The organism is Rhizobium aethiopicum, assembly GCF_900094625.1.
GTDB classification, from domain to species: domain Bacteria; phylum Pseudomonadota; class Alphaproteobacteria; order Rhizobiales; family Rhizobiaceae; genus Rhizobium; species Rhizobium aethiopicum.
In genome coordinates this window covers 32,229-57,827 of record NZ_FMAJ01000012.1, presented here as the reverse complement: position 1 = coordinate 57,827, position 25,599 = coordinate 32,229, and the positions used below count along the sequence as shown (strand labels likewise).

Below are 25,599 nucleotides of genomic sequence, written 5' to 3'. Positions count from 1 at the left end.
ACTATATGAAGAGTTCGACCGTTGAAAGCCAGCAGTCCTGGTTTATGCGCAATCGCATGACGGCGCTGACGGTCGTAATTGTCGCAGCCTATGCGCTCTTCGTGCAATGGTTCTGGGGTTGGCCCGTCATCATCAGCCAATGGGCCGATGTCGGGGCTGGCCCGGTGATCGGCGCGCTCGTGGCGCTGACGAGCACCTATTTCCTGCGCACCTGGCGCATCTACGACTATTTTCCGAAGGAAACGGCGGGCCGGTTCGCGCTCCTCTTCCGCGTCACGCAGATCCACAATCTGCTGAATATCATGCTGCCCTTCCGCACCGGCGAGACCAGCTTTCCGTTGCTGATGCGCACCGAATTCGGCATTCCGCTGACGCGCGGAACCTCGGCGCTCCTGGTCATGCGGCTGCTCGACCTGCACGCTCTTCTCGCGGCCGCCGGCATCGGCTTTGCGCTCGCCGCTGCCGATGCGCTTGTCGCATGGTCGCTTTGGGCAGTCCTCCTGCTGCTGCCGGTCACAGCTTTCGCCGCCCGCAAGCCGCTTCTGCGGCTCGCCGCCAGGCTGTTGCCGGCAAAAGCGCAGAGATTCGTCGCCGAGATCGAAGACGGCTTGCCGCTCGATGCCGCAGCCTTTGCGCGCGCCTGGGCGATGACCATCGTCAACTGGCTGGTGAAGGTGTTCGTGCTCGCTTGGGCGCTCGGCCTGATGGGGGTGCTGCCGATGGCGGCAAGCTTCGGTGGTGCGCTCGGCGGCGAACTCTCCTCCGTTCTGCCGATGCATGCGCCCGGCGGCGTCGGCACCTATCCCGCCGGCATCACCGCCGGCGCCATCGCGCTCGGAGCTTCGAGCGAGCGGGCGGCACTGGCCGCGCTGGCGCAGGCGAGCGTCAATGCGCATCTGCTGATCATCGTCTCGGCGTTGACCGGCACGGCGATCTCACTGCCGCTCGGACGCCGCGGCAAGCTCTGAAATCCGCTTCCGCAGAAAGGCCTGCTCCGGCTCCTGCCGGCAGAGCGACAGAGCCGTCCGATAGGCCGCGATCGCCTCTTCGGCGCGGCCGAGACGGCGCAGGAAATCGGCACGCGCCGAATGGGCGAGGTGATAGGCCTGGAGCTTTTGGCGCCTGAGAATCGCATCGACGAGATCCAGCCCCTTTGCCGGCCCTTCCGCCATCGCGATCGCCACGGCGCGGTTGAGTTCGACGATCGCGGAGGGCTGCGCCGCCAGCAGCAGATCGTAATAAAGGGCGATCCGTCGCCAGTCGGTCTCTTCGGCCGACGACACTTTCGCATGTTCGGCGGCAATTGCCGCCTGCAGCGTATAGGTACTGATCTCTGCCGCCCGCATCGCCTCGGCGAGCAGCCCCAGGCCCTCCGAGATCTTGGCACGGTCCCAGCGCGAGCGGTCCTGATCGGCAAGCAGGACCAGCGATCCCTGCTCGTTGCTGCGCGCCAAGCGGCGGGAATCCTGCAGCAGCATCAGCGCCAGCAGGCCGCGGGCGTCTGGATGCGGCAGCAGCGCCAGAAGCAGTCGCGCCAGCCGTATCGCCTCGGCAGTCAGGTCAGCGCGGACCACATCGTCGCCCGATGAGGCGGAATAGCCTTCGTTGAAGACCAGATAGATGACGTGCAGCACCTGGTCGAGCCGCTGAGGCAGTGCCTCGCGACCTGGCACTTCATAGGGGATATTCGCCGACCGAATTCTGTTCTTGGCGCGCACGATCCGCTGGGCGACCGTCGGTGCCGGAACGAGGAAGGCATGGGCGATTTCTTCGGTTGTTAATCCGCAGATTTCCCGAAGCGCCATCGCCGTCTGGGCATCGGACGGGATCGCCGGATGGCAGCAGGTGAAGATCAGCCGCAGCATATCGTCCTCGATCGGTTCCATGTCGCCGATCTCCGTTGTGTCGACGGTGTAGAGACTGTCCTCGATGTGATGCTGCGAGGCGTCGAAACGCGCTCGTCGCCGGATCGTGTCGATTGCCTTGAAACGGCCGGTCGAAACGAGCCAGGCGGAAGGGTTGTCGGGCAAGCCGTCCACCGGCCATGTCCGTGCGGCAGCAGCAAAGGCGTCGTGAAGCGCTTCCTCCGCCCGGTCGAAATCGCCGAGCAAGCGGATCAAGGTCGCAAGCACCCGGCGCGACTGGGTTCGGTAAATCTCGTCGATCACACTTTCCAAAGGGCACCTCAGTCCGGCATTGTGAGCGTCCGCACGGGCCTCAGTTCGACCGCGCCGTAACGCGCAGACGGGATACGCCCGGCGATCTCTTTCGCCATCACCATGTCGGGCGCCTCGATGACATAGAATCCGGCAAGATGCTCCTTCGTCTCGACATAGGGGCCATCGGTGGCCGACAGCCTGCTGTTTCGAACGCGCAGGACGGTTGCCTGATCAGGCATCTCGAGCGCATCCGAGTGGATCATGATGCCTTCGCGGAGCAGTTCCTCGTCGAAGGCCAGATGTGCTTTGATGAGTTCATCGGATTCATCAGGCGTCAGCGTGCCGTCGGTGTCGGCGCAATTGTAGATGAGGCAGATGTAGCGCATGACTACCTCCCGTCCTGGATCGAATAAGCCGGGCGCACCTCGATCGAGCAATATTTGAGGATCGGAAAACTGGACACGATCGTCTGCGCCTCCTCGATCGTCTGGGCTTCGATCAGCACGAAACCGCCGAGGTGCTCCTTGATTTCGGCGAACGGGCCGTCAGTCGCCGAGGCTTCGCCGTTGCGCAGGCGCACCGTGATCGCGCTCGACGGTTCGCGCAGGGCAAGCGCCACCAGCAGATGACCGCTGTCGCGCCAGCGATTGTCGCTGACGATGCACTCTTGCGTAACCGCATCCCACTCGGCCTGGGTCACGAGCTTACTCTTTTCGGTGTCGAACCAGATCTGGCACAAAAACTTCATTGGCGTCTCCTCATTGATCTCGGAATTCATGGATCGGCCGCACCTCGATCGCGCCGAGTCTGGCGAGCGGGATGCCGGCGGCAACGCGAATTGCATCATTGAGGTCCTTGGCCTCGATCAGGATGAAGCCGCCGAGCGCCTCCTTCGTCTCGGCAAAGGGACCGTCCGTCACCGACATCTCGCCGCCCCGCACCCGGACCGTCACCGCCGACTTCGGCGGCTGCAGGGCCTGGGCGACGATCATATGCCCGCTTTCGACGAGGTCCTTGTCGTAGTCGAGGGAATTTGTGTCGAGCTCGGCCTTCTCCTCTTTCGTCATGGCGTCGAGTATCGCGCCATCGAACCAGACTTGGCAGAGATATTTCATCGCAGGCGGCCTCCTCGCCGTGTTCTCATAAGCATGGACGAACGATCTGCCTGCATTTCGACAGCAGCGAGAAATTTTTTATGCGAACGAGTTGTCGAAATCGCCGGGCAGCACTCGACAAGGCTTCATCAAAACCTGTCGAGGAGAATGGCAATGAGTATTCTTGAAATCGCCATGGCAAGCCAGATCTGGGCGCGCCGCCATGAGAAGCGTCAGCCCGATTTCGACGAAACCGACGGGCTGAAGATTCTTCTGCGCACCGCGGTCGTCTTCGTCGCTTTCACTCTGTTGATCGCAGGGCTGAACATTGCCGCCGGCAGGCCACAGATGCTCGCGCAGGGCTCGGCGCCTGTTGTGATGGGCCGGTGAAGAAACGGCCTATTGGAACGCCGTTTCGAAGAAGCTGCGCAGTTTGCGCGAATGCAGCGCTTCCTTCGGCATGGCCGCCAGCTTCTGCACGGCGCGGATGCCGATCTGCAGATGCTGGTTCACCTGCGTGCGGTAGAAGGCCGTCGCCATACCGGGCAGCTTCAGCTCGCCGTGTAGCGGCTTGTCGGAGACGCACAGCAGGGTCCCGTAGGGCACACGGAAGCGGAAGCCGTTGGCGGCGATCGTTGCCGATTCCATGTCGAGCGCGATTGCCCGCGCCTGCGAAAGCCGCTTCACCGGCCCGCGCTGGTCGCGCAGTTCCCAGTTGCGGTTGTCGATCGTGCCAACGGTGCCGGTGCGCATGATGCGCTTCAGCTCGAAACCCTCATAGCCGGTGATCTCGGCAACGGCCGCTTCCAGCGCCACCTGCACTTCTGCCAGCGCCGGGATCGGCACCCAGACCGGCAGATCGTCGTCGAGAACATGGTCTTCGCGCATATAGGCATGGGCGAGAACGTAATCGCCGAGCCGCTGGCTGTTGCGAAGACCGGCGCAGTGGCCGAGCATCAGCCAGGCATGAGGGCGCAGCACGGCGACGTGGTCGGTGATCGTCTTGGCGTTGGAGGGGCCGACGCCGATATTGATCATGGTGATCCCGGCATGGCCCTTCTTCTTCAGATGGTAGGCCGGCATCTGCGGCAGGCGGGCCAGTGTCGCATCCGTTTCCGGCACCTTCGAGCCGGGCAGGGTGACGATGTTGCCGGGCTCGACGAAGGCGGTATAGCCGTCGCCACCCTCCGCCATCAGCTTGCGCGCCCAGCCGCAGAATTCATCGATATAGAACTGGTAGTTCGTAAACAGGACGAAGTTCTGGAAATGCTCGGCATGCGTCGCCGTATAGTGCGACAGACGGGCGAGCGAATAGTCGATGCGCTGCGCGGTGAAGGGCGCAAGCGGCGAGGGCTCTCCAGGCGGCGGGATATATTCGCCGTTGGCGATCTCGTCGTCGGTGGTGTTGAGGTCGGGCGTGTCGAAGATGTCGCGCATCGGAACGTCGACGAAGGCGGCGGCCGATGCTTCCACATGCGCGCCCTCGCCGAAGGCGAAGTGCAGCGGAATCGGCGTCGACGACTCCGAGACGACGATCGGAACATTATGGCTCTTGATCAGCAGCGACAGCTGCTCCTTCAGGTAATGCTTGAAGAGCTTCGGCCGGGTGACCGTCGTCGTATAAATGCCGGGCGCCGTGACATGCCCGTAGGAGAGGCGCGAATCGACATGGCCGAAGCTGGTCGTCTCGATGCTGACCTGCGGATAGAAGGCGCGGTAGCGCGATGCGATCGGAGCGCCCTGGGCAAGGTCGCTGAAGCTCTGGATCAGGAACGCCGTATTGCGTTCGTAAAGCGCTGTCAGCGTCTCGACCGCCTTGGCGGGATCATCGAAACTCTCAGGCTGGAATGGGGGCGGAGAGGAGATGTCGAGGGGCGACAGAGGGGAGATTCGTTTGTTCATGACGCATTATAGAGAGTTGTTTTTGACAAGCAAACGACGCGCGCCGGCGGAATCCGATTTTTTATCCTCTTGCGTGCCCGATGCCGGTCAGCGCACCGTGGGCGCGCAGAAGGTCCCGTTTCTCTCCAGGCAGGTATAGCTCGCACCGAAATGCGACTGCGTGCCGCCGCCGCCATCATGCACGACGACCGCCGAAAAGGTGACGGCGAAGATCGCCGCAAACAGCGTGATGATGCTGAAACGCCTTGCCAGAATATAGAAGTTCATCTCATGCCCCCGATACGCAACTTAACCGTGGCATCAGTTTTGCCATGCGTCGGCTGAACGAGTGCTGAGATGCCGGTTCATCCGCCGTTCACCTTGTCGGGCAGGCGCGGGCGACTGTTGCAGGGATCGGCAGCCGGAAAACTGCGAAGCATGCCGGGCCGTTCGGCCGGCATGACTGCGCCTTTCAGGATGATTGTCGCGTCGGCCCTATCGCGTCAGAGCCGCGTCCAGGTCTGCGTCTTGCAGAGGATTTTCAGCACGCAGCCCTGCATCTTCAGCGAGTTGCCGGAAACTTTTCCTGAGCCGCTATAGGTCTTGTCGGCGGCGGGATCGGTGATCTCGCCGGCATAGCTGCCGCCGCTCCCCGCAAGCGTGCCGATCTTGCGGCCGCTATATTTGCCGGTCTTCAACGTCACGCAGTAACTGCCGCCGCAGGCCGCAATCACCGCCGTTTCGCCGGAGGCCGTCTTCCAATTGCCGACGATCGTCTCTTCGGCATGCGCTGTGCCCGCGATGACGGCGATGGCGCCCGCGAGAATGAAACTGCGGATCATATTTTCCTCCCTGATGTCTTCTGTCGGTCGCGAAAATAACTGACGCGAACGTAAAGGTAAATACGCCTGACTGTCCTTTCGCCGCTCCTGAAGGAAGCCGAAAAAGCCTGCCGTCGAGCTTTGCAGCCTGTTGCTTGCTGATTTCATGATGAATGATCCGTTTATTTCCAACTGTGAATCTTTCGTAAAATTTGAGCGAAAATCCCCAAGCCTCAAGGCCTCTGATGTTTAACAAAAATCCAATTTTACCAAGTGTTTGCACTTTGTTTGTCTCAAATTAATCATGCATTTTAGGCGTTTTTTGAAGGCCGTTCGGCATAGTCAAGCTATCAAACGAGCGGGGCAAACCCGCCGGACCGGAAGAGCCTCAAAGCCGCGATAGACGGCAAGGCCTGAAGGTAAAACAGGGTAAGTCGTAAACAGGCAACAGGGATAGAACCGATGGCACGCTTTGAAATGCACAATGCTGAAACGGCCACCATGGGTGGCGACAACAACAGCGCCGATGTCTTCTGCGAAATGGGTCTGATGTATGCGACCGGCCGCGGCTGTCCCGTCGATCTCGTTGCCGCCCACAAATGGCTGAACATCGCCGCAATCAAGGGTAACGACCGCGCCGCCGAGCTTCGCGCCGACGTGGCCGCCACCATGAACAAGATGCAGCTCGTGGAAGCGCTGCGCGCTGCCCGCGAATGGATGACCGTTCACTAGCACTTCGCCGGAAGATCGGTTTCGATTTTCGGAAGGCACGATACGAAGTTTTAAGGTGTTAAAGCGTCGTTTGCGCGTCCGAAAGGCGCACAAGCGACGCTGTCGTTTGAGCAGTTCAGTGCTTCAACTCTCTGATATGGAATTGGGACATAGATGGTGTCGGTATTGGGATCGTTCAGACGTCCTTTGTTGGACAAGGCGATACCTTGTCGATTGAAACGACGGCTGGGAGATTTGAACATGGCGCTCAAGCGAATGGATAACGTCGGGATCGTCGTCGAAGACCTCGGCGAGGCAATTGATTTCTTCCGCGAACTCGGCCTCGAGCTCGAAGGGCGCGCCTCAATCGAAGGAGAATGGGCCGGACGTGTCACTGGATTGGGCGATCAGCGGGTGGAGATCGCCATGATGCGTACGCCGGACGGCCACAGCCGGGTCGAGCTCTCCCGCTTCCTGGCGCCGCCTGTCGTCGCAGATCATCGGAACGCCCCGGTCAACGCGCTCGGTTATCTCCGCGTCATGTTCACCGTCGATGACATCGATGAGACGCTTGCTAGGCTCCGCAAGCGCGGCGCTGAGCTCGTAGGAGAGGTCGTGCGGTATAAGGACGCATATCGCCTCTGCTACATCCGCGGACCTGAAGGGATTCTGATCGGCCTCGCCGAGGAACTCATCTGAACGCAATACGCAGGTAAATGGCAAAGACTGGCCGAATCGACGACCGGACAGGAATAACAACCTCAGGCGAGCGTCTTCAAGACCTGCGGCAGCGCTTCCTCAAACAGCGCCATATCAGCCTCGGGCCCGACGCTGACGCGGATGCAGCGATTGAGCGGCGCGACGCCCGGCATGCGGATGAAGACGCCATGCTCCATCAGGCCATCGACGATCGCCCGCGCATAGGCGCCGTCACGGCCGGTATCGATCGCCACGAAATTCGTCGCCGACGCCAGCGGCTCAAGACCGTTTGCCCGAGCGATGCCGCCGATCCGCTCCCGCGCCGCATGGATTTTCCCTACCACCTCGCCCAGATAGGCTTGGTCCTTGAGCGCGGCCAGCGCTGCGGCCGTTGCCAGCCGGTTCATGCCGAAGTGGTTGCGGATCTTGTCAAAGGCCTGCGCCGTGCCTGATGTCGAGATCGCGTAGCCGGTGCGCGAGCCGGCAAGTCCATAAGCTTTGGAAAAGGTGCGGGTGCGGACGATATTCGGCAGATCGATGAGCGAGGCGATCGACGGGAAGGAGTTTGCCGGCCCCGTTTCGCTATAAGCTTCGTCCAGCACCATCATCGTGGTCTCGGGCAGCGCCCGGGCGAAAGCGACGATGCTGTCGGCGTCCCACCAGCTTCCCATCGGATTGTCGGGATTGGCGAAATAGACGAGCGGCGCATTCTCACGCCTGACGGCATCGAGCAGCCCGTCCAGATCCTCACGATCATTTACGTAGGGAACGGTCACCAGCCGGCCGCCGAAACCGGCGACATGAAAATTGAAGGTCGGATAGGCGCCGAGCGAGGTAACAACAGGTGCGCCCGGCTCGATCACCAGCCGGACGATCTGGCCGAGCAACTCGTCGATGCCGCCGCCGATGGCGATATTGGCGGCCGTCACACCGAGATGGGCGCCGAGCGCTTGCCGCAGCGTGAAATTTTCCGGGTCGTTGTATTTCCAGATGTCGCGTGTCTCTTCGCGCATCGCGGCAAGCACGGAGGGGGCCGGGCCGAAGCCGTTCTCATTGGCGCCGATGCGTGCCAGGACCGCGCGTCCGCGCTGACGCTCGATGGCCTCGGGACCGACGAAGGGAACGGTGGAGGGAAGGGCGCTGATGAGGGGCGTGAAGCGCGAGAAGGCGGACATGCTAAAGCGGTTTTCCGGACATGTTGACATCAGGCGCAACAATAGGCACGGGCACGGCCAAGGCAAGCAAGATTATTCCGCAACCCTTTCGGCGCGGCGCGCCTGTTCAAACGGGCCGGCCACGGCGCAGCGCTTTGAATCTTTGCATATTTTCGTCTTCGGTCGACGACTTATGCGAGACTGGCCGCCGGCCTCGTCTCCCGGAACATCGGAGCGCGCCGGGCGTCGATCGCCTCCATATTCCCGACAAGAAAATCCGCGCGCACGACGCGGCGCAGAACTTCGGGGTCCAGAAGATTGATGAAGCGTACGCCGATGCGTTCCTTATGGCGATAGACCTCGGCACAGCCGATCCGATAGGCGAGGCCGAGAATGTTAAGATAATAGTGTTTCGGCAGACCGGCGGTAGTCGACACGATGAAGGTTGCGCCGCCCTGCGATATATCGATGATCTCGGCGCTTCGCATCGACACGCCGGTAAGGCACGGCCGGACGGCGACGATACGGGCCGGGCGCTTGACGTGGAACTCTTCCCAGCGCAGGTCATAAATGGCGGATTTGACCGTTGCAAGGTGTGTGGCGCGGAGCATAGTCATCTTACATTCTCCGTCAGACAGGGCACAGTCGGGGTTCTTGCTCTCGCCAACGTCACATGAATGTTTTGCACATTCGTCAAACATAAAATGACAATTTTAACGAGTTCAAAGTTTGTTCCCAAGCGGGACGCGGATGTTCACAATCGGGACGCGGGCTGTCTTGGAAACGGATGGTGGATGGGGCTCGGATCGATTTCGGTGCAATTTTCTCGAACTCTTTCAATGACCGAGCGTTCTCACTAAGCATGTCGCGCAACAGTGTGCAGCGGTCCGCGGCAACGACATGGGTAAAGACAAATACCTGAAGCGCAAGGAGCGAACCTGAAAGATCCCGACGCGCTTTGGATTAATGAAGCAGGACGCGCTTCGATGACGACAGCGAGGAGTTGAATATGACCGACATCAGAATCCCTGGGAAATCATGGGTGGTAGTCTGCAATGGAGCCAAAGCCCTGATCATGCAGAATGCCGGTGATGCCCAGCTGATGAACCTGAAGGTGTTGGAGACCCTGATGCAGCCGAACGAGCCCGATCGCGAACTCGGCGCCGACAAGCCAGGTCGCAGCCACGCCGCAGATGGATTTAGTCGCAGCGCTGTCGAAGAGACCAGCTGGCAGGAGCAGGCCGAAGCTCAATTCTTGAAACATGTGGCGGAACGAATGGACAAGCTGACGCAGGCAAAGGATGCGCACCGTATCGTCCTCATCGCCCCGCCGAAGGCGCTCGGCACCCTGCGGCCGGTGCTCAGTGCCGAAACGCAGGCGGCGATATCGGCGGAATTGGCGAAAGACTATACCAATCTGCCCGTCGACGAGATCGAGCGCCATCTCGCTGCGTGATCAACACCGAACTAAGCTGACGCGGGCCATCCGGCCCGCGTTTCCAATTCGCCTCAGCGCGAGGGTCTCTCCCCGGCAAACAGATCTTCATGATCGGCAAAAAGTGTCGCCAGGCGGTCGATGACGGTCCTGACTTCAGGCCTCTGCCGCTCGTCGTCATGCGCGACGATCCACATCCCGTAGGTCAGTTCGTCGATGACAGGACCGGCGCGCACGAGCCTGCGCTCCTGGTCGCCGATGAAGCAGGGCAGCACACCGCGACCGGCGCCGCCTCGGATCAGGTAAAAGAGCATATGCGGCGTGTTCGTCCAGCTGGTGATCCAGTAATCCGGTTGTTCGAACGTCCATTTGTCAGCCGGCGTAATGGCGGTGTCGGTGCCGAGCGAAATCCAGTTGCAGTTGGTTTCCTCGAAGGCGGCTGCCTGGTAAGCAGCATGCGCCACCTTGACCGATCGGCGGATCGCGACGTTGCCGCTCTCCGGCCGGCTGTGGCGAATGGCGATATGCGCCTCGCGATAGGTGAAGTCGACGTTCGCGTCACAGGTCTTGTAACACATGCGGAAACTGTCCTTCGGTGTCCAGACGCCGGCCAGATGGTCGGCGATGAAGCGCGAGGTCCAGCTGTCGGCGGCCGTCGAGACGATCGGCTGCGTCAGCACTTCGCCGCGCCAGTCGGAGATTGCCCGCGCCGCATCCTGCATCAGCTGAACGCGATCGAGCAGCTCCTGTCCGTCCCTGGCGAGGAGGTAACCGGTGGGACCGCGGCTGAACAGCGAACGGCCGGTCACCCGTTCAAGCGCCAGCATGCGTCGGCCGATCGTCGGCGCACTGAGCCCGGTACGTGCCGCCGCCGCCGAGAGCCCGCCGCCGGTCGCGACATGGAAGAAGAGTTGCAGATCGTCCCAGCTCGCCTCTTTCATGGATGAAAACCCCCTTTCCCCTGCGCCTCTACATTGTGAGGGCGTGAAGGCCTAGCTCAACTACTCCAGCAATAGATGGAGGATAGGCAATGCTTCTCAACTGGGTAGTACTCTACGAGGAAGTCGCGTCACGCAACCGCCGGATCCGCCGCGATCCGATGGCCGATCCGCTCGATGGCCCGGAATGGCGCGGGCTTCTCTGGATCATTCCAATCCTCGCGCATCTGGCCGCAAGAGGCGAGACGAGGAGACCGCGCTGCGATAGGGCCTCGGTTGCAAGAGGCGTCAGGTTTCGAAGCTCAGTCGCAGCACGTGGTGCAGGAATTCCGGATTGAGCAGCATGTTGAAGCTGATCGTCACCAACTCTTCGTCGCGCTTGACAACCGTGGCGCCGATCTCGTCATGGATGCCGAGTATTTCGAGGAAGAAATGGCTCGGCATCTCCAGGTTCGGGCTGACTTCGAGCACCGCGCCGGCAAGCGTGATCGTACGGATCAGGCAGCGCACCTGCGTACCGGTGCTGAGGTGATGGCCGACGAAGATGATGTTGCCGGGCCTGTCGAGGTTGAATTCCCTGTAGGCACGTTCCGGCCTGGGGTGGTCTGTGTCGAGGTGCATCTGAAAGGCCCTTTTAGCCTCCGCTCATCGTAAGGGAGAGAATAATGCAAGAGTGCTGACAATTGCTGAAGATCATCGTTAGGTTTGAGGGCTTTTGCTGAGATCGGCTGAAAAACGCACCGATTCCGGCCAGATTTGCTCCAAACTCGCGCATTCCTCCGGCGGCTGCACCATTCTTGACATGTCGACAACGATCGCGCATACAAAGCCCGGTTTGAGGCACCGGCCACTCGCGGATGAAAATCCATGGTGAAGTCCTCGCGATCATGGTCACGGCCCCTTGTGCATGCTGACTGACGGCAATGCGAGTTCCCATTCACAGTCGAAGAGCATGCCTTGTGAAGGCTCACTCCATGACGACCTATCCCGGCATCGAAGAACTGAAGGCCCAGGCCAAGCGCCTGCGCCAGGCAATCAACGATCGCGGCACCGTGCTGACCCACAGCGTGGCCTTGGAAATGGTTGCCCGCCAGCACGGCGCGCGTGACTGGAACACGCTGGCGGCTCTGGCGGCAAAACCCAATGCGGCTCCGAAGACACCGCTCTTCATCGGCGCCCATATCCGCGGCCGCTACCTCAACCAGCCCTTCACCGGCGAGATCCTGTCGCTTTCGGCTCTGGCGGGCGGCCTCCAGCGGATCACCATCCACTTCGACGAAGCGGTTGACGTCGTCACCTTCGAGAGCTTTTCGGCCTTTCGCCGGCGCGTCAGTGCACAGATCGACGCCGACGGAGTCTCCCCAAGGAAGACCTCGAACGGCATGCCACATCTGGTACTCGATCTCTGATTGCTCTTTCATTTGAGGCCTTCCGCACACGCGTGTTCAAGCCGGGTCGGATGTTGCCTGATATCGCACGGATTTCTCCATGACCGATTTTTCTCAAGACAACGCCTTTCTTTCCGGCGCGCTGCCGGGCGTTTTTCTCAAGACGGCAGCGCCGATCGTCACGATCACCACACTCAACGGCCTGTTTGCCGTTGTCGACGCTTATTTCCTCGGCGCCTATGTCGGCGCGGATGCGCTGTCTGCCGTCAGCCTTATCTTCCCGGGATTGATGCTGTTGGTGGCTCTGCAGGCGCTGGTCTCGAACGGCATGGCGAGCGTTCTAGCGCGCCGGCTGGGCGCCGGCGACCGCCGAGGAGCACGCCTTGTATTCGCAGGTGCCCATACGCTGGCGCTAGCCGTCGTTCTCAGTCTCAACACGGGCTACTGGACCCTCGGCCGGTCGATCATCAACGCTGGCGCCGCCGGCAACGTCGCGGTGGCCGACGGCGCCATGCTCTTCATGGGTGCGATGGTCGCCTCGGCGCCAGTGAGCTTCTTCTTGTCGCTGCATCTCGACGGGCTGCGCTGCGAAGGCAGGATCGGCTTCATGACGCTGGTGACGCTGTCGGCCTCGCTGCTCAACATCCTCGCAAACTGGCTGTTCATGGCCGTGCTGCATTGGGGCGTGCTGGGCTCAGCCGTCGGCTCCATCGCGTCGCAATTGATCTGTCTTGCGGCCGTGATCGTCTATCGGTGGCGCCGGCCGGCGACGCTCAGGCCTTCTCCCGAATTCGCCTTTCTGGAATGGCGCGGCATCGTCGCCTTGGGTGCGCCCATGAGCCTCGGCTTCATCGGCATATCGCTGGCCTCGGCGGCGATTCTAGTCAACGTCTCGCTCTGGAACACGGGTGATCATAGCGCCACGGTCGCCGCCTACGGCATCATCACTCGCATCCTGACATTCACCTATCTGCCACTGCTTGGCCTCAGCATCGCCCTGCAGACGATTGCCGGCAAAAATCACGGCGCCGGTCTCAGGCTACGCGTCGGCCACAGCCTGACGATCGCCATGCTTTCGGCACTCGTCTACTGCAGCCTGGTGGAGATCACCTTGGAATTGCTGGCCGGCCGCCTGGACGCCGTTTTCGTCGGCGATCCGGCCATTGTTGCCGAGGTCGGGCGAATTCTGCCCTGGACGATCGGGGCCTATTTCCTGTTTGGGCAGACGCTGATCCTGTCGTCTTATTTCCAGTCGATCGGAGATGCGCCGCGCGCCGCTATCTTCGGTCTGTCGCGACCTTATCTTTTCGCCCTGCCGCTGACTTTCCTGCTGCCCTTCGTTTTCGGCGAGCAGGGGATTTGGATGGTGCCGGTCTTCGCCGAGGCATGCATGGGCGTCCTTGCCGTGCTGGTCCTGTCCGAGAACGCCAGGCGCCACGGCTGGCGCTATGGGCTTCTGCCCGCCTGAGATGAAAGCCGCGCCTCTCGGGCGCGTCTTCTGTCATCGCCATCTAGTCCCTGCGGCTCTGCGCCGTAAATGTCGTGGCTTCGGGCTCATTAGCGCCGCGACGCTCTTGCCTCCGAGCGTGACGGTGACGATCTCCGCACTGAGATAGTCCCAGGCAGCGAATGTGGTCTTCATCTGGTAATGCTCCGTTGACAGCCCCTTGATTGGGGACGCCGTCATAACAGCACCGAAGACCGCATTCGCCTTTACGCCTTCAGCAGCCATTCGTGCTCGGCGGCATTGTGGAATTTCCAGATCCGCTTCGGCCCGGCCATGACGTTGAGATAATAGAGATCGTAGCCATGCGTCGCCGCGCAGGGATGATAACCCTTCGGCACCAGCGTCACGTCGCCGTCCTCGATCGCCATCGCCTCGTCGAGCGAGCGGTCGTCGGTATAGACGCGCTGGAAACCGAAGCCCTGCGGCGGGTTGAGGCGATGATAGTAGGTCTCTTCCAGGAAGCTCTCGTTCGGCAGGTCGTCCTGGTCGTGCTTGTGCGGCGGATAGGAGGAGGTATGGCCGCCCGGCGTGATCACCTCGACGACGAGCAGCGAATGCGCCGAACTGTCGTCTTCAGGCATGATGTTGTTGACGTAGCGCACATTCGTGCCCTTGCCGCGCGTCACCTGCGGATGCGTGCCGGGCGGGATCACCTTTGCCTCATAGGTGCCGCCGCCGGGAGCCGAGCAGACGGCAAGCTCCAGATCGGTCTCCGCCGTCACCGACCATGTCGAGCCCATCGGGATGTAAAGCGCATGCGGAGCGCCGTCGAAGGGATCCATGCGCTCGCCGAGCGAACCGAAATCCTTCGCACCGGCCGACGCCTTGCCCTTGCCGGTCACCCAGACCAGGCAGACTTCCCGCTCGCCGGTCTCTCCCGAAACGGTCTCGCCCGGTTTGATCCGGTGCAGATCGAAGCCGACATAGGTCCAGCCGGCGCTTTCCGGGGTGACATGCGTGACGCGGCCATGCGTGCCTAATGGTTTCACCTTGAGGTTTGGCATTGGGTGTTTCTCCTCGTATGTTGGTGGGCGCGGCCCCCTCATCCGGCTGCCGCCATCTTCTCCCCGAGGGAGAAGGGGTATGCCGCGCCCGCCTCGTTCCACGTTCTCCCCATTGGGAGAAGGTGCCCGAAGGGCGGATGAGGGGCTTCTTGCTCCGGCAGTTCGTTCAGCCCATCCCCGGTGTTGGGGAGGGTCTTTCGTCCCGTTACTCCTTCGGGAAACCTTCCGTTTCCACAGTGTAACCAGCCGCCGTCATGACGCGCATCAGTTCGGCATGGCCGATCTCTGCCATCTTCTGCGGCGGCGCCTTGCGTGGATCCTGTTCCGCCTCGACGACGAACCAGCCTTCATAGCCGTGGTCGGCGAAGCGCTGGACGATGGCGCCGAAATCGAGCGAGCCGTCGCCCGGCACGGTGAAGGCGCCAAGCGCCACCGCGTCCAGGAAGGATTGGCGGCTGCGGTCGAGCCCATCCACCACGGATTGGCGAATGTCCTTGACGTGGACGTGGTTGATGCGGGCGTGGTGATTGTCTATGGCGCGCAGCACATCACCGCCGGCAAAGGCCAGATGTCCGGCGTCGAGCAGCAGCGGAATACCATCGCCCGAATTGCGCATGAAGGCGTCGAGTTCCGGTTCGGTTTCGACGACGGCCGCCATGTGGTGGTGATAGGAGAGCGGCATGCCCTGCTCGGCGCACCATTCGCCGAATTCGGTGACGCGGCGCGCATAGGCCTTCATCTCGTCGTCGGAGAGGCGCGGCTTGGTCGCGAGCGGCTTTGTGCGGTCGCCCTGGATCGAGCGGCCGACTTCGCCATAGACGATGCAGGGCGCATTGACCGCTTTGAAAAGCTCGATCATCGGCGCGATGCGGTCCTTGTTGGCGGCCAGCTCCTCATTGACGAGCGTGCCGGAGAACCAGCCGCCGCACAGCGTCACGTCGGCGGCGCGCAGGATCGGCAGCATCTCTTCCGGGTTGCTGGGGAAGCGGCGGCCTTGCTCCATGCCGGTGAAACCGGCGCTGCGCGATTGCCGCAGGCATTCTTCGAGGGACACATCGTCGCTAAGCTCAGGAAGGTCGTCGTTCCACCATGCGATGGGCGACATGCCGAGTTTGGCCTTCATCAATACTCTCCTTAAAGACATTGGGGAGGAGCGGGCCCGCTCCTCCCGAAAAACGGCAGCGACTGTTCAGCCGATGCGCTGGGAGGCGCGGGCTTCGACATAGCCCTTGCGCGCCTTGTTGACCTCTTCGCGCGGGCTGACTTCCGGCACCGCGACATCCCACCAATGGCCGCCGGCCTCAGTGGTGATCAAGGGATCGGTGTCGATGACGAAGACGGATGTACGATCGTTCTTCTTCGAATCGACGATCGCCTGCTCGAGTTCCGCGATGGAGCTGACCTTCACGGCGATGGCGCCCATGCTTTCGGCATGTGCGCGGAAATCAATCTCCGGCATCACCTCGTGATAGGAGTCCTTGAGCAGATTGTTGAAGTTGGCCCCGCCGGTTCCCATCTGCAGCCGGTTGATGCAGCCATAGCCGCGATTGTCGAGTACGACGATGTTGAGCTTGAGGCCGAGCATGACCGAAGTAGCGAGTTCGGAATTCATCATCATGTAGGAACCGTCGCCGACCATGACGACGACGTCCCGCTCAGGACGCGCCATCTTGGCGCCGAGCCCGCCGGCGATCTCGTAGCCCATGCAGGAAAAGCCGTACTCCATATGATAGCTGCCAGGCGTCGTTGCGGGCCAGAGCTTGTGCAGTTCACCGGGCAGGCCGCCTGCAGCGCACAACAGCGTTGTGTTCTCGCCGCCGATCGTGCGCGCCACTGCGCCGATCACCTGCGCATCGGAGGGCAGAGCGGCATTGGTCGTCGCCATTGCCTTAGCCGCAGCCTCCGTCCAGACCCTCTTCTCGGCCGCCGCCTTCTCGGCAAGCGCCGCCGGCGCCTTCCATCCGGAAAGCCCTGCGGAAAGCGCCTTCAGCCCTTGGCGGGCGTCGGCCACAAGAGGATGGCTGTCGTGCTTCACCGCATCATAGGCGGCGATATTGAGGCCGACCATCTTCAGACTGTCGTTCTTGAACAGCGCCCAGGAGCCGGTGGTGAAATCCTGGCAGCGCGTGCCGACGGCGATGACAAGATCCGTCTCTTCGGCGATCGCATTCGCCGCTGATGTGCCGGTGACGCCGACCGAACCGAGCGCCAGCGGATGGGTCTCGTTGATAGCCGATTTGCCGGCCTGGGTGACAACGACGGGAATGGCGTGAGTCTCGGCAAACTCTGCAAGCTCCTTTGTCGCCTGCGAATAAAGCACGCCGCCGCCGGCAAGGATCACCGGCTTCTTGGATGCCTTGATCAGGGCGATGGCATTCGCCAGCTCGTCCGCATCTGGCTGCGGCCGGCGGGTCGTCCAGACCTTCTCCGCAAACAGGCTCTCCGGATAATCGTAGGCTTCTGCCTGAACGTCCTGGCAGAGCGACAATGTCACCGGCCCGCAATCGAGTGGATCGGTCAGCACTTGCATTGCGCGCTTCAGGGCCGTGATGATCTGTTCGGGGCGCGTGATGCGGTCGAAATAGCGTGAAACCGGACGGAAGGCGTCATTGGCGGACACCGTACCGTCGCCGAAATCCTCAATCTGCTGCAGCACGGGGTCTGGCGCACGGTTGGCGAAGACGTCGCCGGGCAGGAAGAGAACGGGAATGCGGTTGACATGGGCGACGCCCGCGGCCGTCACCATATTCAGTGCGCCGGGCCCGATCGAGGTCGTGCAGGCCATGAAGCGCGTGCGGAAATTCGCCTTGGCATAGGCAATCGCGGCATGCGCCATGCCCTGTTCATTATGGGCGCGATAGGTCGTCAAGTCCCCGCGCACCTGATAGAGAGCCTCGCCGATGCCGGCGACGTTGCCGTGGCCGAAGATCGCCCAGACGCCGCCAAAGATCGGCACTTTTTTGCCGTCGATAACAGTCATCTGTACTTTCAAGAAATGCGCGACGGCCTGCGCCATCGTCAACCGTATCGTCTTGCCCATCGGGGCCTCCCGCAATCTTCGCTCTAGTTGGTTTCCCCTCCCCCAACCCCTCCAACAACGGGGAGGGACTAACTCGTGGGGCTCACCGCATTTCACCGCAACCTTGCGTCTGCAAGAGAGCTCCATTGTGGCGTAAAGCGATGCCTCAACTTAAGTCCCTCCCCCTCGTGGGGAGGGGTTGGGGAGGGGTCTAAATTTCATACCCTATTGAAGCCCACGCGTCTTAAGCCAGGCCTCAGTCAGTTGCCGGAAACGGCCGGCCATGTCGGCGATTGCCTCCTCGTCGTTCATGTTGCCCGAGAGCCAGGCGCGCGCCGGATCGGCAAAGATCGTCCGGCCGACGGCAAAGCCTTTCACGGAGGGAGCTGCCAGCGTCGCCTCGAAGCAGGAGATCAGTTCCTCGGCCGGCGCCTCGAGCCCGAGCAGCACAATGCCGCGGCACCACGGATCATTCTTGGTGATCACCGCATCGATCTTCTTCCAGGCTTCGCCGGAGGCTTGTGGCTCGAGCTTCCACCAGTCCGGCTTGATGCCCAGTGCGTAAAGTTCTTCCAGCGCGGTCGCGATCGTATCGTCGGTGAGCGGCCCGTTCTTGCCGGCGATGATCTCGACCAGCAGTTCGCGGCCGACTTTGCGTGCGGCCTCGAACAGCGTGCGCAGCTTCTCCTGCTGCTCCGCCTTCAATTCCGCCGGATCATCGGGATGATAGAAGCACAGGCATTTGATGCAATGGCCGAGCGGCCATTCGACAAGCTGGGAGCCGATATCCTGGCTGAATTCAAAGCGCAGCGGCTTCGAGCCCGGCAGTTCCACCGGCCGGCCGATCCAGGAGAAATTCTTCGTTGCCGCATCGAAGAAGGCGTCGCGGCCGAAACGTTCGTCGATCAGCATGCCGTAGCCGTCGCGCCCGTTGGAAACACGCGCCGCCGCCTCGACCGCCAGCCGCTTGAAGGCGACGATCTTGTCATGGCCGACGCCGAGCTCATCGGCGACACTGACCAGCTGCGAGCGGTGGTCGATCGCCAGTGCCATCAGAAGCGGGATGTCGCCGCGGCGGGTGGATGCCCAATGGATATGGTTGATCGCCTCGTCCTTGCGCAGTGCTCGATGTTTGCTGCCGGTCTTCAGGAAGAAGTCGAGTTCCGCCCAGGTCGGATATTCCGGCGAGCAGAGCAGGCGCGAGACGGCGAAGGCGCCGCAGGCATTGGCCCAGGTGGCGCAGGTCTGCAACGGCTCGTCACGCAGGAACCCGCGCAGGAAACCGGACATGAAGGCGTCGCCGGCGCCGAGCACGTTGAACACCTCGATCGGGAAGCCCTGGCCGACGATGCCGGCTTCGAGATCGTCGGCGATCGGCCCGTCATAGACGATGCAGCCCATCGCGCCGCGCTTGAGCACGATCGTCGCCGGCGTAAGGCGGCGGATTTCCTTCAACGCGCCGAGCACGTCGTCGGCGCCGGATGCGATGAGGATTTCCTCTTCGGTCCCGACGATGAGGTCGCAATCAGGCAGCGTCTCCTTCATTTTCGAGGAAACGCGGTCGGATTTCACGTAGCGCTCAAAACCTTCCGCATGGCCGGCGAGCCCCCAGAGGTTGGGCCGGTAGTCGATGTCGAAGATCACCTTGCGGCCGTTCTCCTTCGCGATGCGGATCGCCTTGCGCTGCGCGGCTTCGGTATTCGGCCGCGAGAAATGCGTGCCGGACACGAGAACGGCGCGCGACGACTTGATGAAATTTTCGTCGATGTCGCCTTCCTCGAGCGCCATGTCGGCGCAGTCGGAGCGATAGAAGATCATCGGCGATACGCCCTCGGCCTCGACCGCAAGCAGCACCAGCGCCGTCAGCCGTTCCTTGTCGGTGACGATGCCGTCAGTCGCCACACCTTCGCGCGCCGCCTGCTCGCGGATGAAGCGTCCCATCTGCTCGTCGCCGACGCGGGTGATGAGGCCGGACTTGAGGCCGAGCCGCGCCGTGCCGATGGCGATATTGGACGGGCAGCCGCCGACTGATTTGGCGAAGGAGGCGATGTCCTCCAGCCGCGAACCGATCTGCTGGCCGTAAAGATCGACCGAGGACCGGCCGATGGTGATTACATCAAGCGCCGGCTCCGGCTGTGAACCCGGATTCGATTGTACCATGATGTCCTCCCGCTAGATTTTGCGCGGCTTCCAGTGCCTGCGAATGTCAATAATGAAACATTGGTTCCGATATTTTGTCAATTCGGAATGTTTATTCCATTTTCTCTTTTCCAGCTTTTGAATGCAGACGCTTGCGGCGCCGCTCGGCGATCGCAACCGGCAACGCCATGGTGAGCGCCATCGAGGCTGAAAGCGAGCGGAAGCCCGCGAAATCGGCCTCGGCCACTTCGAACCAATGTGTGGCGCAGGCGGCAAGCGGCGAAAAGGCCGAATCGGTGATCGCAATGATGGGGACGCCGCGGTCGGCAAGCTCCTGGCTCTGCGTGAGGCTGTCGGCCGCATAGGGCGAGAAGCTTGCCGCGATCGCCGCGTCCTTCAACGTTGCGAACTGCACCATCTCAGGATCGACGCCGTTCGGCGAGGCGACGATCTGGTGGCGGATGTTGAGCTTGGAAAAAGCGTAGGTCATGTGCGCCGTCAGCGGATAGGAGCGCCGCTTGGCGATCAGATAGATGGTTTCGGCGGCGGCAAGAATATCGACCGCCTTGGTGAAAGTGTCCGTCTGCACCGTCGCCGCCAACCGGTTGACCGACTGGTTCGCCGCGGCAATGAAGCCTGAGAGAAGATTGGCGTCCTCATCGTCGCCGCTCGCTTGCTCCAGCGTGACAAGGCGCTCTTCATAGCTCAGCGTCCGGTCGCGCAGCCTTTCGCGGAAGATGCTCTGCAGGTCGGAAAAACCTTCATAACCCAGATGGTGCGCCAGGCGCACCAGCGTCGAGGGCTGGACCTCGGAGGCGGCGGCAATGCTCGCCGTCGTCCCGAAGGCGATTTCGTCGGGATTGCCGAGTGCGAAGGCAGCGACCTGCGCCAGCCGCTTCGGCATGCTCGCCTTGCGCTCGATGATCGTGCTGCGCAGGCTTTCGAAGTCGCGCGGTACACGCGCTTGACCCTGGGGACCGTTATCCATGCTGACGGCTCACGAGATGAAACAAATATTCCATATTGTCGAGCATAGACGATTTCAAAGTGGACACCTAATTGTTTTTAATCCCCTGTAATCCAACGCTTCTAGGGGGAATCGATTGAGACGCGACAAGGTGCAACGAGTCGTCGCTTGTCAAAATGATCTAAATATTCCAAAAATCCGCGCAGCTTTGGAGGAGACGTAAAATGAAGCCACTCGGCATAGGTTTGATCGGCACGGGCTATATGGGCAAGTGCCACGCGCTGGCATGGAATGCGGTGAAGACCGTGTTCGGCGATGTCGAGCGTCCGCGGCTTGTGCACCTTGCGGAAGCCAATGCCGGGCTTGCCGAGGCTCGTGCCGGCGAGTTCGGCTTCGAGAAGGCAACGGCCGATTGGCGGGCGCTGATTGCCGACCCCGAGGTCGACGTCGTTTCCGTCACCACGCCCAACCAGTTCCACGCCGAGATGGCGATTGCAGCCCTCGAAGCCGGCAAGCATGTCTGGTGTGAAAAGCCAATGGCGCCCGCCTATGCCGATGCCGAGCAGATGCTCGCGACGGCGGAGCGTTCTGGCAAGGTTGCCGCTCTCGGCTATAATTACATTCAGAATCCCGTCATGCGGCACATCAGGACACTCGTCGGCGACGGCGCCATCGGAACGGTCAATCATGTCCGCGTCGAAATGGACGAGGACTTCATGGCCGATCCTGACGTGTTCTTTTATTGGAAGAGCGAGCTTTCCGCCGGCTACGGTGCGCTTGACGATTTCGCCGTGCACCCGCTGTCGTTGCTATGGTATCTTTTCGGCCATGTCGAGGCTGTCATAACAGACATGGTGAAGCCCTATGCCGACCGTCCGCTAAGCGAGGGTGGCCGCCGGGCCGTCGAAAATCATGACGCCGCCAACGTGCTGATGCGGCTTGGCGGTGGCATCTCCGCCGTGTTGATGGCGAATCGCGCCGCCTGGGGGCGCAAGGGCCGCATCGCCCTGCAGATTTACGGCTCGAAAGGCTCGATCCTCTACGACCAGGAGCGCATGAACGAATTTGAGCTCTATCAGGCCGAGGGGCCTGGCTCCGAACAGGGCTTCCGCAAGATACTGGCGGCGCCTGCCCATCGGCCTTATGATCGCTTCATCCCGGCGCCCGGCCATGGTCTCGGCTTCAATGATCTCAAGATCATCGAATGCCGCGAGCTGATCGCGGCAATATCGGGCGAGCCGTCGTCGATCGTGACATTTAAAGACGGTCTCAGGATAGAGAAGTCGGTGCATGCCATGGCACAGTCGTTCCACGAGCGTCGCTGGATCGAGATCGGCTGAATGTAAGAAGCCGCTTTCCGTTGACGGCGCATAGGGCAGGCGATAGGCCTTGGCATGGTTGTCGGGCGCAGTTTCGGGAGTGAGATCGTGACGGATAGATTGGTGATCATCGGCGCGGGACAGGCGGGTTTTGCCTTGGCGGCCAAGCTGCGCGCTTTGAAGGATACGCGCCCAATCACCCTCATCGGCGCCGAGGATGTCGCTCCCTATCAGCGCCCACCGCTTTCGAAGAAATACTTGCTCGGTGAAATGACCTTCGACCGTCTGCTGTTCCGCCCGGAGCAGTGGTATCCCGAACATGATGTCGATCTTCGCCTGTCGACCTGGGCCGAGCAGATCAAGCGGGACAGCAAAGAGGTTCTGCTGCAGGATGGCTCCGTTCTCGACTACGGCACGCTGGTGCTCGCCACCGGCTCGACGCCGCGCCGGTTGCCGGCCGCCATAGGCGGTGATCTCGAAGGCGTCTATGTCGCCCGCGACAAACGTGATGCCGATCTTCTGGCCGATGAAATGCGGCCCGGCCGTCGCGTCCTCATCATCGGCGGCGGTTACATCGGGCTGGAGGCGGCGGCCGTCGCTCGTCACCGCGGCCTTGAGGTCACAGTCATCGAGATGGCCGACCGCATCCTGCAGCGCGTTGCGGCGAAGGACACCGCTGACATCATGCGCGCGATCCACGAAGCCCATGACGTGATGATTCGCGAGAAGACCGGCCTCAAGCATCTGATCGGCAAGGACGGCCGCGTCGCCGGTGCGGCACTGTCCGACGGATCGGTCATTGATGTCGATTTCGTCATCGTCGGCATTGGCGTCGTACCGAATGACCAGCTTGCCAAGGAAGCCGACCTCGAGGTCGCCAACGGAATCATCGTCGATGAATTTGCCCGTACCTCGGATCCGTCGATCTTTGCGGCCGGCGATTGCGCAGCGCTTCCATGGCAGGGCGGCCGCATCAGGCTCGAATCGGTGCAGAACGCCGTCGACCAGGCCGAAGCGGCGGCAGCCGTCATCGCCGGCGGCAGCGAGCCTTACGAGCCGAAGCCGTGGTTCTGGTCCGACCAATACGATGTCAAGCTGCAGATCGCCGGCTTCAATCTCGGCTATGACGACACGCTGCTGCGTCCCGGCGCCCGTGAAGGCGCTCATTCGGTCTGGTACTTCAGGGATGGGCTGCTGATCGCTGTCGATGCGATCAATGACGCGAAGGCCTATGTGACCGGCAAAAAACTGCTGGAATCCGGAACCAACCCCGACCGATCGATTCTCGCCGACCCCGCGGCCGATCTCAAGAGCCTGTTGCGCTGACACCGGGAGCGAGATCACTGTAAGACGTGTTCCCCGAAAGAAGATCGACCGAACATTGCGGGGGGCGGGCGCAGGCTAGCGTTTATTCGCATCTGTCTGTCAAAAGCCGAAAGGCCGGCCGCTGCATTTCTTCTGGTGAAAACTCAAAAAACCCTTGCATTCACAGACCGGTCACCCTAGTTAGGCCGCACCGGAGAGGTGGCCGAGTGGTCGAAGGCGCTCCCCTGCTAAGGGAGTATACGTCAAAAGCGTATCGTGGGTTCGAATCCCATCTTCTCCGCCACTTCCATTTCCGCAGCGCATCACTGGATTATCTGGCCGCTTGGGAATCATTATCGCTTAGTCGCCTGATACCCAAACGGTCGCGCGACGAACGCATCTCTTCACCTCGAAGAGAGAATCGCCGACGGGAATCACGTCCCGCGCTTCTGCCTTCGGGCGGTGGCGAGAGCGGATCGGTGGCCATCCGGTTACGCTTGCGGGGATCTGCCATATCTCCCTCACAGCCCGAACTTGTCAAAATAGTGTTAGAAATGCGTCGGAACTCGCATGTCCAGCTCTTTGTTCAGTTTGCCTAAGCAGCGGCAAAATCAGGCTTTTCTTAACAAAGCATAAAGGAAATCGAGGCCGGTTGGCCGACTTGTGTCCTTTCGGCAACAGGATGCCGGGAAGGCTCGTTGAAACCCCTCGTTCGAGTAAGTTGGTGATTGCGTGACGGCCGCCGTCTTGTATTTTCACCCTCGGAAGCAAGGGCGACGGATCGTCCACTTCTTGAAACAACGGGGATGGGGCAGGGAACGCTGCTCAGCGAAAGATCCCAAACCCGATCGAAACTTTGAATTGGAGGTCATTTATGAACATCAAGAGCCTTCTTCTCGGCTCCGCTGCTGCTCTCGCAGTAGTTTCCGGAGCTCAGGCTGCTGACGCTATCGTCGCTGCCGAGCCGGAACCGGTTGAATATGTTCGCGTCTGCGACGCTTACGGCACCGGCTACTTCTACATCCCCGGCACCGAAACCTGCCTGAAGATCAACGGTTACATCCGTTTCCAGGTTGATATCGGCGAAGAGCCTCTCAATGGTTCGGCCAGCAACGACTCGGACTGGGATGCTCGTACTCGCGGTCAGGTTCAGTTCACCGCCAAGAGCGACACCGAATATGGTCCGCTGACCGGCGTCATCGTCATGCAGTTCAATGCTGACAATGCTTCTGACCAGAGCGCCAAGCTCGACTCCGCATACCTCGACATCGCCGGCTTCCGCGCCGGTCTGTTCTACAGCTGGTGGGACGACGGCCTCTCTGGCGAAACCGACGATATCGGTTCTCCGGTAACGCTGCATAACTCCATCCGCTATCAGTACGAAACCGAAGCCTTCTACGCTGGCATCAGCGTCGACGAGCTGGAAGACGGCTTCTACAAGACCGGCGAAGAGCCGAACAACGTTGGCGTTGCAGTCGGTCTCGGCGGCAAGGCTGGTATCTTCAGCTACCAGATCACCGCTGGCTACGACGTAGACAACGAAGAAGGCGCTATCCGTGCAATGGGTACGGTTGACGTCGGTCCCGGCACGCTCGGCCTCGCAGCGGTATACGCCACCGGCCCGAGCTCGTACTACACCAAGGCTGAATGGGCTATCGCTGCCGAATACGCAATCAAGGCAACCGACAAGCTCAAGATCACCCCTGGTGTCCAGTACTACAGCGACTACTATGTCTCTGGCGACGACTTCAGCGACGGCGACGCTTGGAAGGTTGGTCTGACGGTTGATTACCAGATCGTCGACAACTTCTACGCCAAGGCTTCGGTTCAGTACCTCGATCCGGAAGATGCTGACGACTCGACGACGGGCTACTTCCGCCTGCAGCGTTCGTTCTAATCTGGTCTGACTTCGGTCAATCAGGAAAGCCCGGCTCTCGAGCCGGGCTTTTTGCACTTGCGCGGTAGGACATTCGGGTGGCTGAAAGGCTCAAAGCATATCGCTTATATGTGCGCCGCGGCTTTGCAGAACCGCATGCGTAGACATGAAAGCCGGTCGCGA

The 25,599-nt window shown here is 61.3% G+C and carries 27 protein-coding genes and 1 tRNA gene; 12 read left to right on the top strand and 16 right to left on the bottom strand.

Annotated elements, in window-relative coordinates; genetic code table 11:
* The first annotated feature begins 5 nt into the window (after positions 1-5).
* Positions 6-968: a lysylphosphatidylglycerol synthase domain-containing protein gene (locus tag GA0061105_RS22970; RefSeq protein WP_092753077.1), complete on the top strand. Its 963-nt coding sequence runs from the start codon at positions 6-8 to the stop codon at positions 966-968.
* Here GA0061105_RS22970 and GA0061105_RS22965 read toward each other — a convergent pair.
* The 4 genes from GA0061105_RS22965 to GA0061105_RS22950 are packed head-to-tail and all read right to left on the bottom strand — an operon-like array spanning position 936 to position 3,274.
* Positions 936-2,177, bottom strand: coding sequence for an RNA polymerase sigma factor (locus tag GA0061105_RS22965; RefSeq protein WP_092753075.1), 1,242 nt, complete (start codon positions 2,175-2,177; stop codon positions 936-938). The two genes, GA0061105_RS22970 and GA0061105_RS22965, sit on opposite strands and share 33 nt — an antisense overlap.
* An 8-nt stretch (positions 2,178-2,185) precedes the next feature.
* Positions 2,186-2,545 carry a YciI family protein gene (locus GA0061105_RS22960; RefSeq protein WP_092753073.1) on the bottom strand — a complete coding sequence of 120 codons (360 nt, stop codon included), beginning with the start codon at positions 2,543-2,545 and terminating at the stop codon, positions 2,186-2,188.
* A gap of 2 nt (positions 2,546-2,547) precedes the next feature.
* A complete protein-coding gene (locus tag GA0061105_RS22955; protein ID WP_092753071.1) occupies positions 2,548-2,907 on the bottom strand; it encodes a YciI family protein in 360 nt (119 codons plus the stop codon).
* Positions 2,908-2,917: 10 nt separating this feature from the next.
* A complete protein-coding gene (locus GA0061105_RS22950) occupies positions 2,918-3,274 on the bottom strand; it encodes a YciI family protein (protein ID WP_092753069.1) in 357 nt (118 codons plus the stop codon).
* Positions 3,275-3,427: 153 nt separating this feature from the next.
* On the opposite strand from GA0061105_RS22950, the gene GA0061105_RS22945 reads away from it, so the two are divergent.
* Positions 3,428-3,643 carry a hypothetical protein gene (locus tag GA0061105_RS22945; protein ID WP_064692372.1) on the top strand — a complete coding sequence of 72 codons (216 nt, stop codon included), beginning with the start codon at positions 3,428-3,430 and terminating at the stop codon, positions 3,641-3,643.
* Between the two features lie 9 nt (positions 3,644-3,652).
* Here the strand turns inward: GA0061105_RS22945 and amn are convergent, their stop codons facing one another.
* From amn to GA0061105_RS22930, 3 genes are all read right to left on the bottom strand, one after another.
* Positions 3,653-5,155 (bottom strand): AMP nucleosidase, encoded by a 1,503-nt coding sequence (gene amn / locus GA0061105_RS22940; RefSeq protein ID WP_092753067.1) that lies wholly within the window; start codon positions 5,153-5,155, stop codon positions 3,653-3,655.
* Between the two features lie 87 nt (positions 5,156-5,242).
* Positions 5,243-5,422, bottom strand: coding sequence for a hypothetical protein (locus tag GA0061105_RS22935; protein WP_064692374.1), 180 nt, complete (start codon positions 5,420-5,422; stop codon positions 5,243-5,245).
* Between the two features lie 215 nt (positions 5,423-5,637).
* On the bottom strand, positions 5,638-5,976 hold the full coding sequence (locus tag GA0061105_RS22930; RefSeq protein WP_092753065.1) for a DUF2147 domain-containing protein: 339 nt from the start codon (positions 5,974-5,976) through the stop codon (positions 5,638-5,640).
* Positions 5,977-6,417: 441 nt separating this feature from the next.
* On the opposite strand from GA0061105_RS22930, the gene GA0061105_RS22925 reads away from it, so the two are divergent.
* Together GA0061105_RS22925 and GA0061105_RS22920 are read left to right on the top strand one after the other, a co-directional pair.
* The gene (locus tag GA0061105_RS22925; protein ID WP_092753063.1) at positions 6,418-6,687 is read left to right on the top strand and encodes an SEL1-like repeat protein; all 270 of its coding nucleotides are present in this window, start codon (positions 6,418-6,420) and stop codon (positions 6,685-6,687) included.
* Positions 6,688-6,927: 240 nt separating this feature from the next.
* On the top strand, positions 6,928-7,365 hold the full coding sequence (locus GA0061105_RS22920; protein WP_092753061.1) for a VOC family protein: 438 nt from the start codon (positions 6,928-6,930) through the stop codon (positions 7,363-7,365).
* A gap of 62 nt (positions 7,366-7,427) precedes the next feature.
* On the opposite strand, the gene GA0061105_RS22915 is transcribed toward GA0061105_RS22920, so the two are convergent.
* Entirely contained in the window at positions 7,428-8,540 is a 1,113-nt protein-coding gene (locus tag GA0061105_RS22915) for a pyridoxal phosphate-dependent aminotransferase (protein WP_092753059.1), read from the bottom strand.
* A gap of 170 nt (positions 8,541-8,710) precedes the next feature.
* On the bottom strand, positions 8,711-9,136 hold the full coding sequence (locus GA0061105_RS22910) for a hypothetical protein (RefSeq protein ID WP_064692379.1): 426 nt from the start codon (positions 9,134-9,136) through the stop codon (positions 8,711-8,713).
* Between the two features lie 392 nt (positions 9,137-9,528).
* Between GA0061105_RS22910 and GA0061105_RS22905 the strand changes: the two genes are divergently transcribed.
* Entirely contained in the window at positions 9,529-9,975 is a 447-nt protein-coding gene (locus tag GA0061105_RS22905; RefSeq protein ID WP_064692380.1) for a baeRF12 domain-containing protein, read from the top strand.
* Between the two features lie 53 nt (positions 9,976-10,028).
* Here the strand turns inward: GA0061105_RS22905 and GA0061105_RS22900 are convergent, their stop codons facing one another.
* Positions 10,029-10,895, bottom strand: coding sequence for a LysR family transcriptional regulator (locus GA0061105_RS22900; RefSeq protein WP_092753057.1), 867 nt, complete (start codon positions 10,893-10,895; stop codon positions 10,029-10,031).
* 89 nt (positions 10,896-10,984) lie between these two features.
* Between GA0061105_RS22900 and GA0061105_RS33440 the strand changes: the two genes are divergently transcribed.
* Positions 10,985-11,230 (top strand): hypothetical protein, encoded by a 246-nt coding sequence (locus GA0061105_RS33440; protein WP_092753055.1) that lies wholly within the window; start codon positions 10,985-10,987, stop codon positions 11,228-11,230.
* Here GA0061105_RS33440 and GA0061105_RS22890 read toward each other — a convergent pair.
* On the bottom strand, positions 11,181-11,513 hold the full coding sequence (locus GA0061105_RS22890; protein ID WP_064692382.1) for a hypothetical protein: 333 nt from the start codon (positions 11,511-11,513) through the stop codon (positions 11,181-11,183). The genes GA0061105_RS33440 and GA0061105_RS22890 overlap by 50 nt on opposite strands.
* 353 nt (positions 11,514-11,866) lie before the next feature.
* Here GA0061105_RS22890 and GA0061105_RS22885 point away from each other — a divergent pair, with 353 nt between their 5' ends.
* Entirely contained in the window at positions 11,867-12,301 is a 435-nt protein-coding gene (locus GA0061105_RS22885) for a glyoxalase superfamily protein (RefSeq protein WP_208601691.1), read from the top strand.
* Between the two features lie 79 nt (positions 12,302-12,380).
* Positions 12,381-13,748, top strand: a complete 1,368-nt coding sequence (locus tag GA0061105_RS22880; protein WP_092753051.1) for an MATE family efflux transporter — start codon at positions 12,381-12,383, stop codon at positions 13,746-13,748.
* 245 nt (positions 13,749-13,993) lie between these two features.
* Here the strand turns inward: GA0061105_RS22880 and iolB are convergent, their stop codons facing one another.
* The 5 genes from iolB to GA0061105_RS22855 form a co-directional block, all read right to left on the bottom strand.
* Positions 13,994-14,791, bottom strand: coding sequence for a 5-deoxy-glucuronate isomerase (gene iolB, locus GA0061105_RS22875; RefSeq protein WP_064692384.1), 798 nt, complete (start codon positions 14,789-14,791; stop codon positions 13,994-13,996).
* 205 nt (positions 14,792-14,996) lie between these two features.
* Positions 14,997-15,914, bottom strand: a complete 918-nt coding sequence (iolE, locus tag GA0061105_RS22870; protein WP_064692385.1) for a myo-inosose-2 dehydratase — start codon at positions 15,912-15,914, stop codon at positions 14,997-14,999.
* 66 nt (positions 15,915-15,980) lie between these two features.
* The gene (gene iolD, locus GA0061105_RS22865; RefSeq protein ID WP_064692386.1) at positions 15,981-17,831 is read right to left on the bottom strand and encodes a 3D-(3,5/4)-trihydroxycyclohexane-1,2-dione acylhydrolase (decyclizing); all 1,851 of its coding nucleotides are present in this window, start codon (positions 17,829-17,831) and stop codon (positions 15,981-15,983) included.
* A gap of 204 nt (positions 17,832-18,035) precedes the next feature.
* Positions 18,036-19,970 carry a bifunctional 5-dehydro-2-deoxygluconokinase/5-dehydro-2-deoxyphosphogluconate aldolase gene (locus GA0061105_RS22860; RefSeq protein WP_064692387.1) on the bottom strand — a complete coding sequence of 645 codons (1,935 nt, stop codon included), beginning with the start codon at positions 19,968-19,970 and terminating at the stop codon, positions 18,036-18,038.
* A 91-nt stretch (positions 19,971-20,061) separates the two neighbouring features.
* Positions 20,062-20,937: a MurR/RpiR family transcriptional regulator gene (locus GA0061105_RS22855; protein WP_092753049.1), complete on the bottom strand. Its 876-nt coding sequence runs from the start codon at positions 20,935-20,937 to the stop codon at positions 20,062-20,064.
* Positions 20,938-21,140: 203 nt separating this feature from the next.
* Here GA0061105_RS22855 and GA0061105_RS22850 point away from each other — a divergent pair, with 203 nt between their 5' ends.
* The 4 genes from GA0061105_RS22850 (at position 21,141) to GA0061105_RS22835 (ending at position 25,437) form a co-directional block, all read left to right on the top strand.
* Positions 21,141-22,256 (top strand): Gfo/Idh/MocA family protein, encoded by a 1,116-nt coding sequence (locus GA0061105_RS22850; protein ID WP_092753047.1) that lies wholly within the window; start codon positions 21,141-21,143, stop codon positions 22,254-22,256.
* 87 nt (positions 22,257-22,343) lie between these two features.
* Positions 22,344-23,561 carry an NAD(P)/FAD-dependent oxidoreductase gene (locus GA0061105_RS22845; protein ID WP_064692676.1) on the top strand — a complete coding sequence of 406 codons (1,218 nt, stop codon included), beginning with the start codon at positions 22,344-22,346 and terminating at the stop codon, positions 23,559-23,561.
* 192 nt (positions 23,562-23,753) lie between these two features.
* Positions 23,754-23,844 (top strand) — tRNA-Ser (locus GA0061105_RS22840).
* 570 nt (positions 23,845-24,414) lie between these two features.
* Positions 24,415-25,437 (top strand): porin, encoded by a 1,023-nt coding sequence (locus GA0061105_RS22835; RefSeq protein WP_092753046.1) that lies wholly within the window; start codon positions 24,415-24,417, stop codon positions 25,435-25,437.
* Positions 25,438-25,599 lie beyond the last annotated feature (162 nt).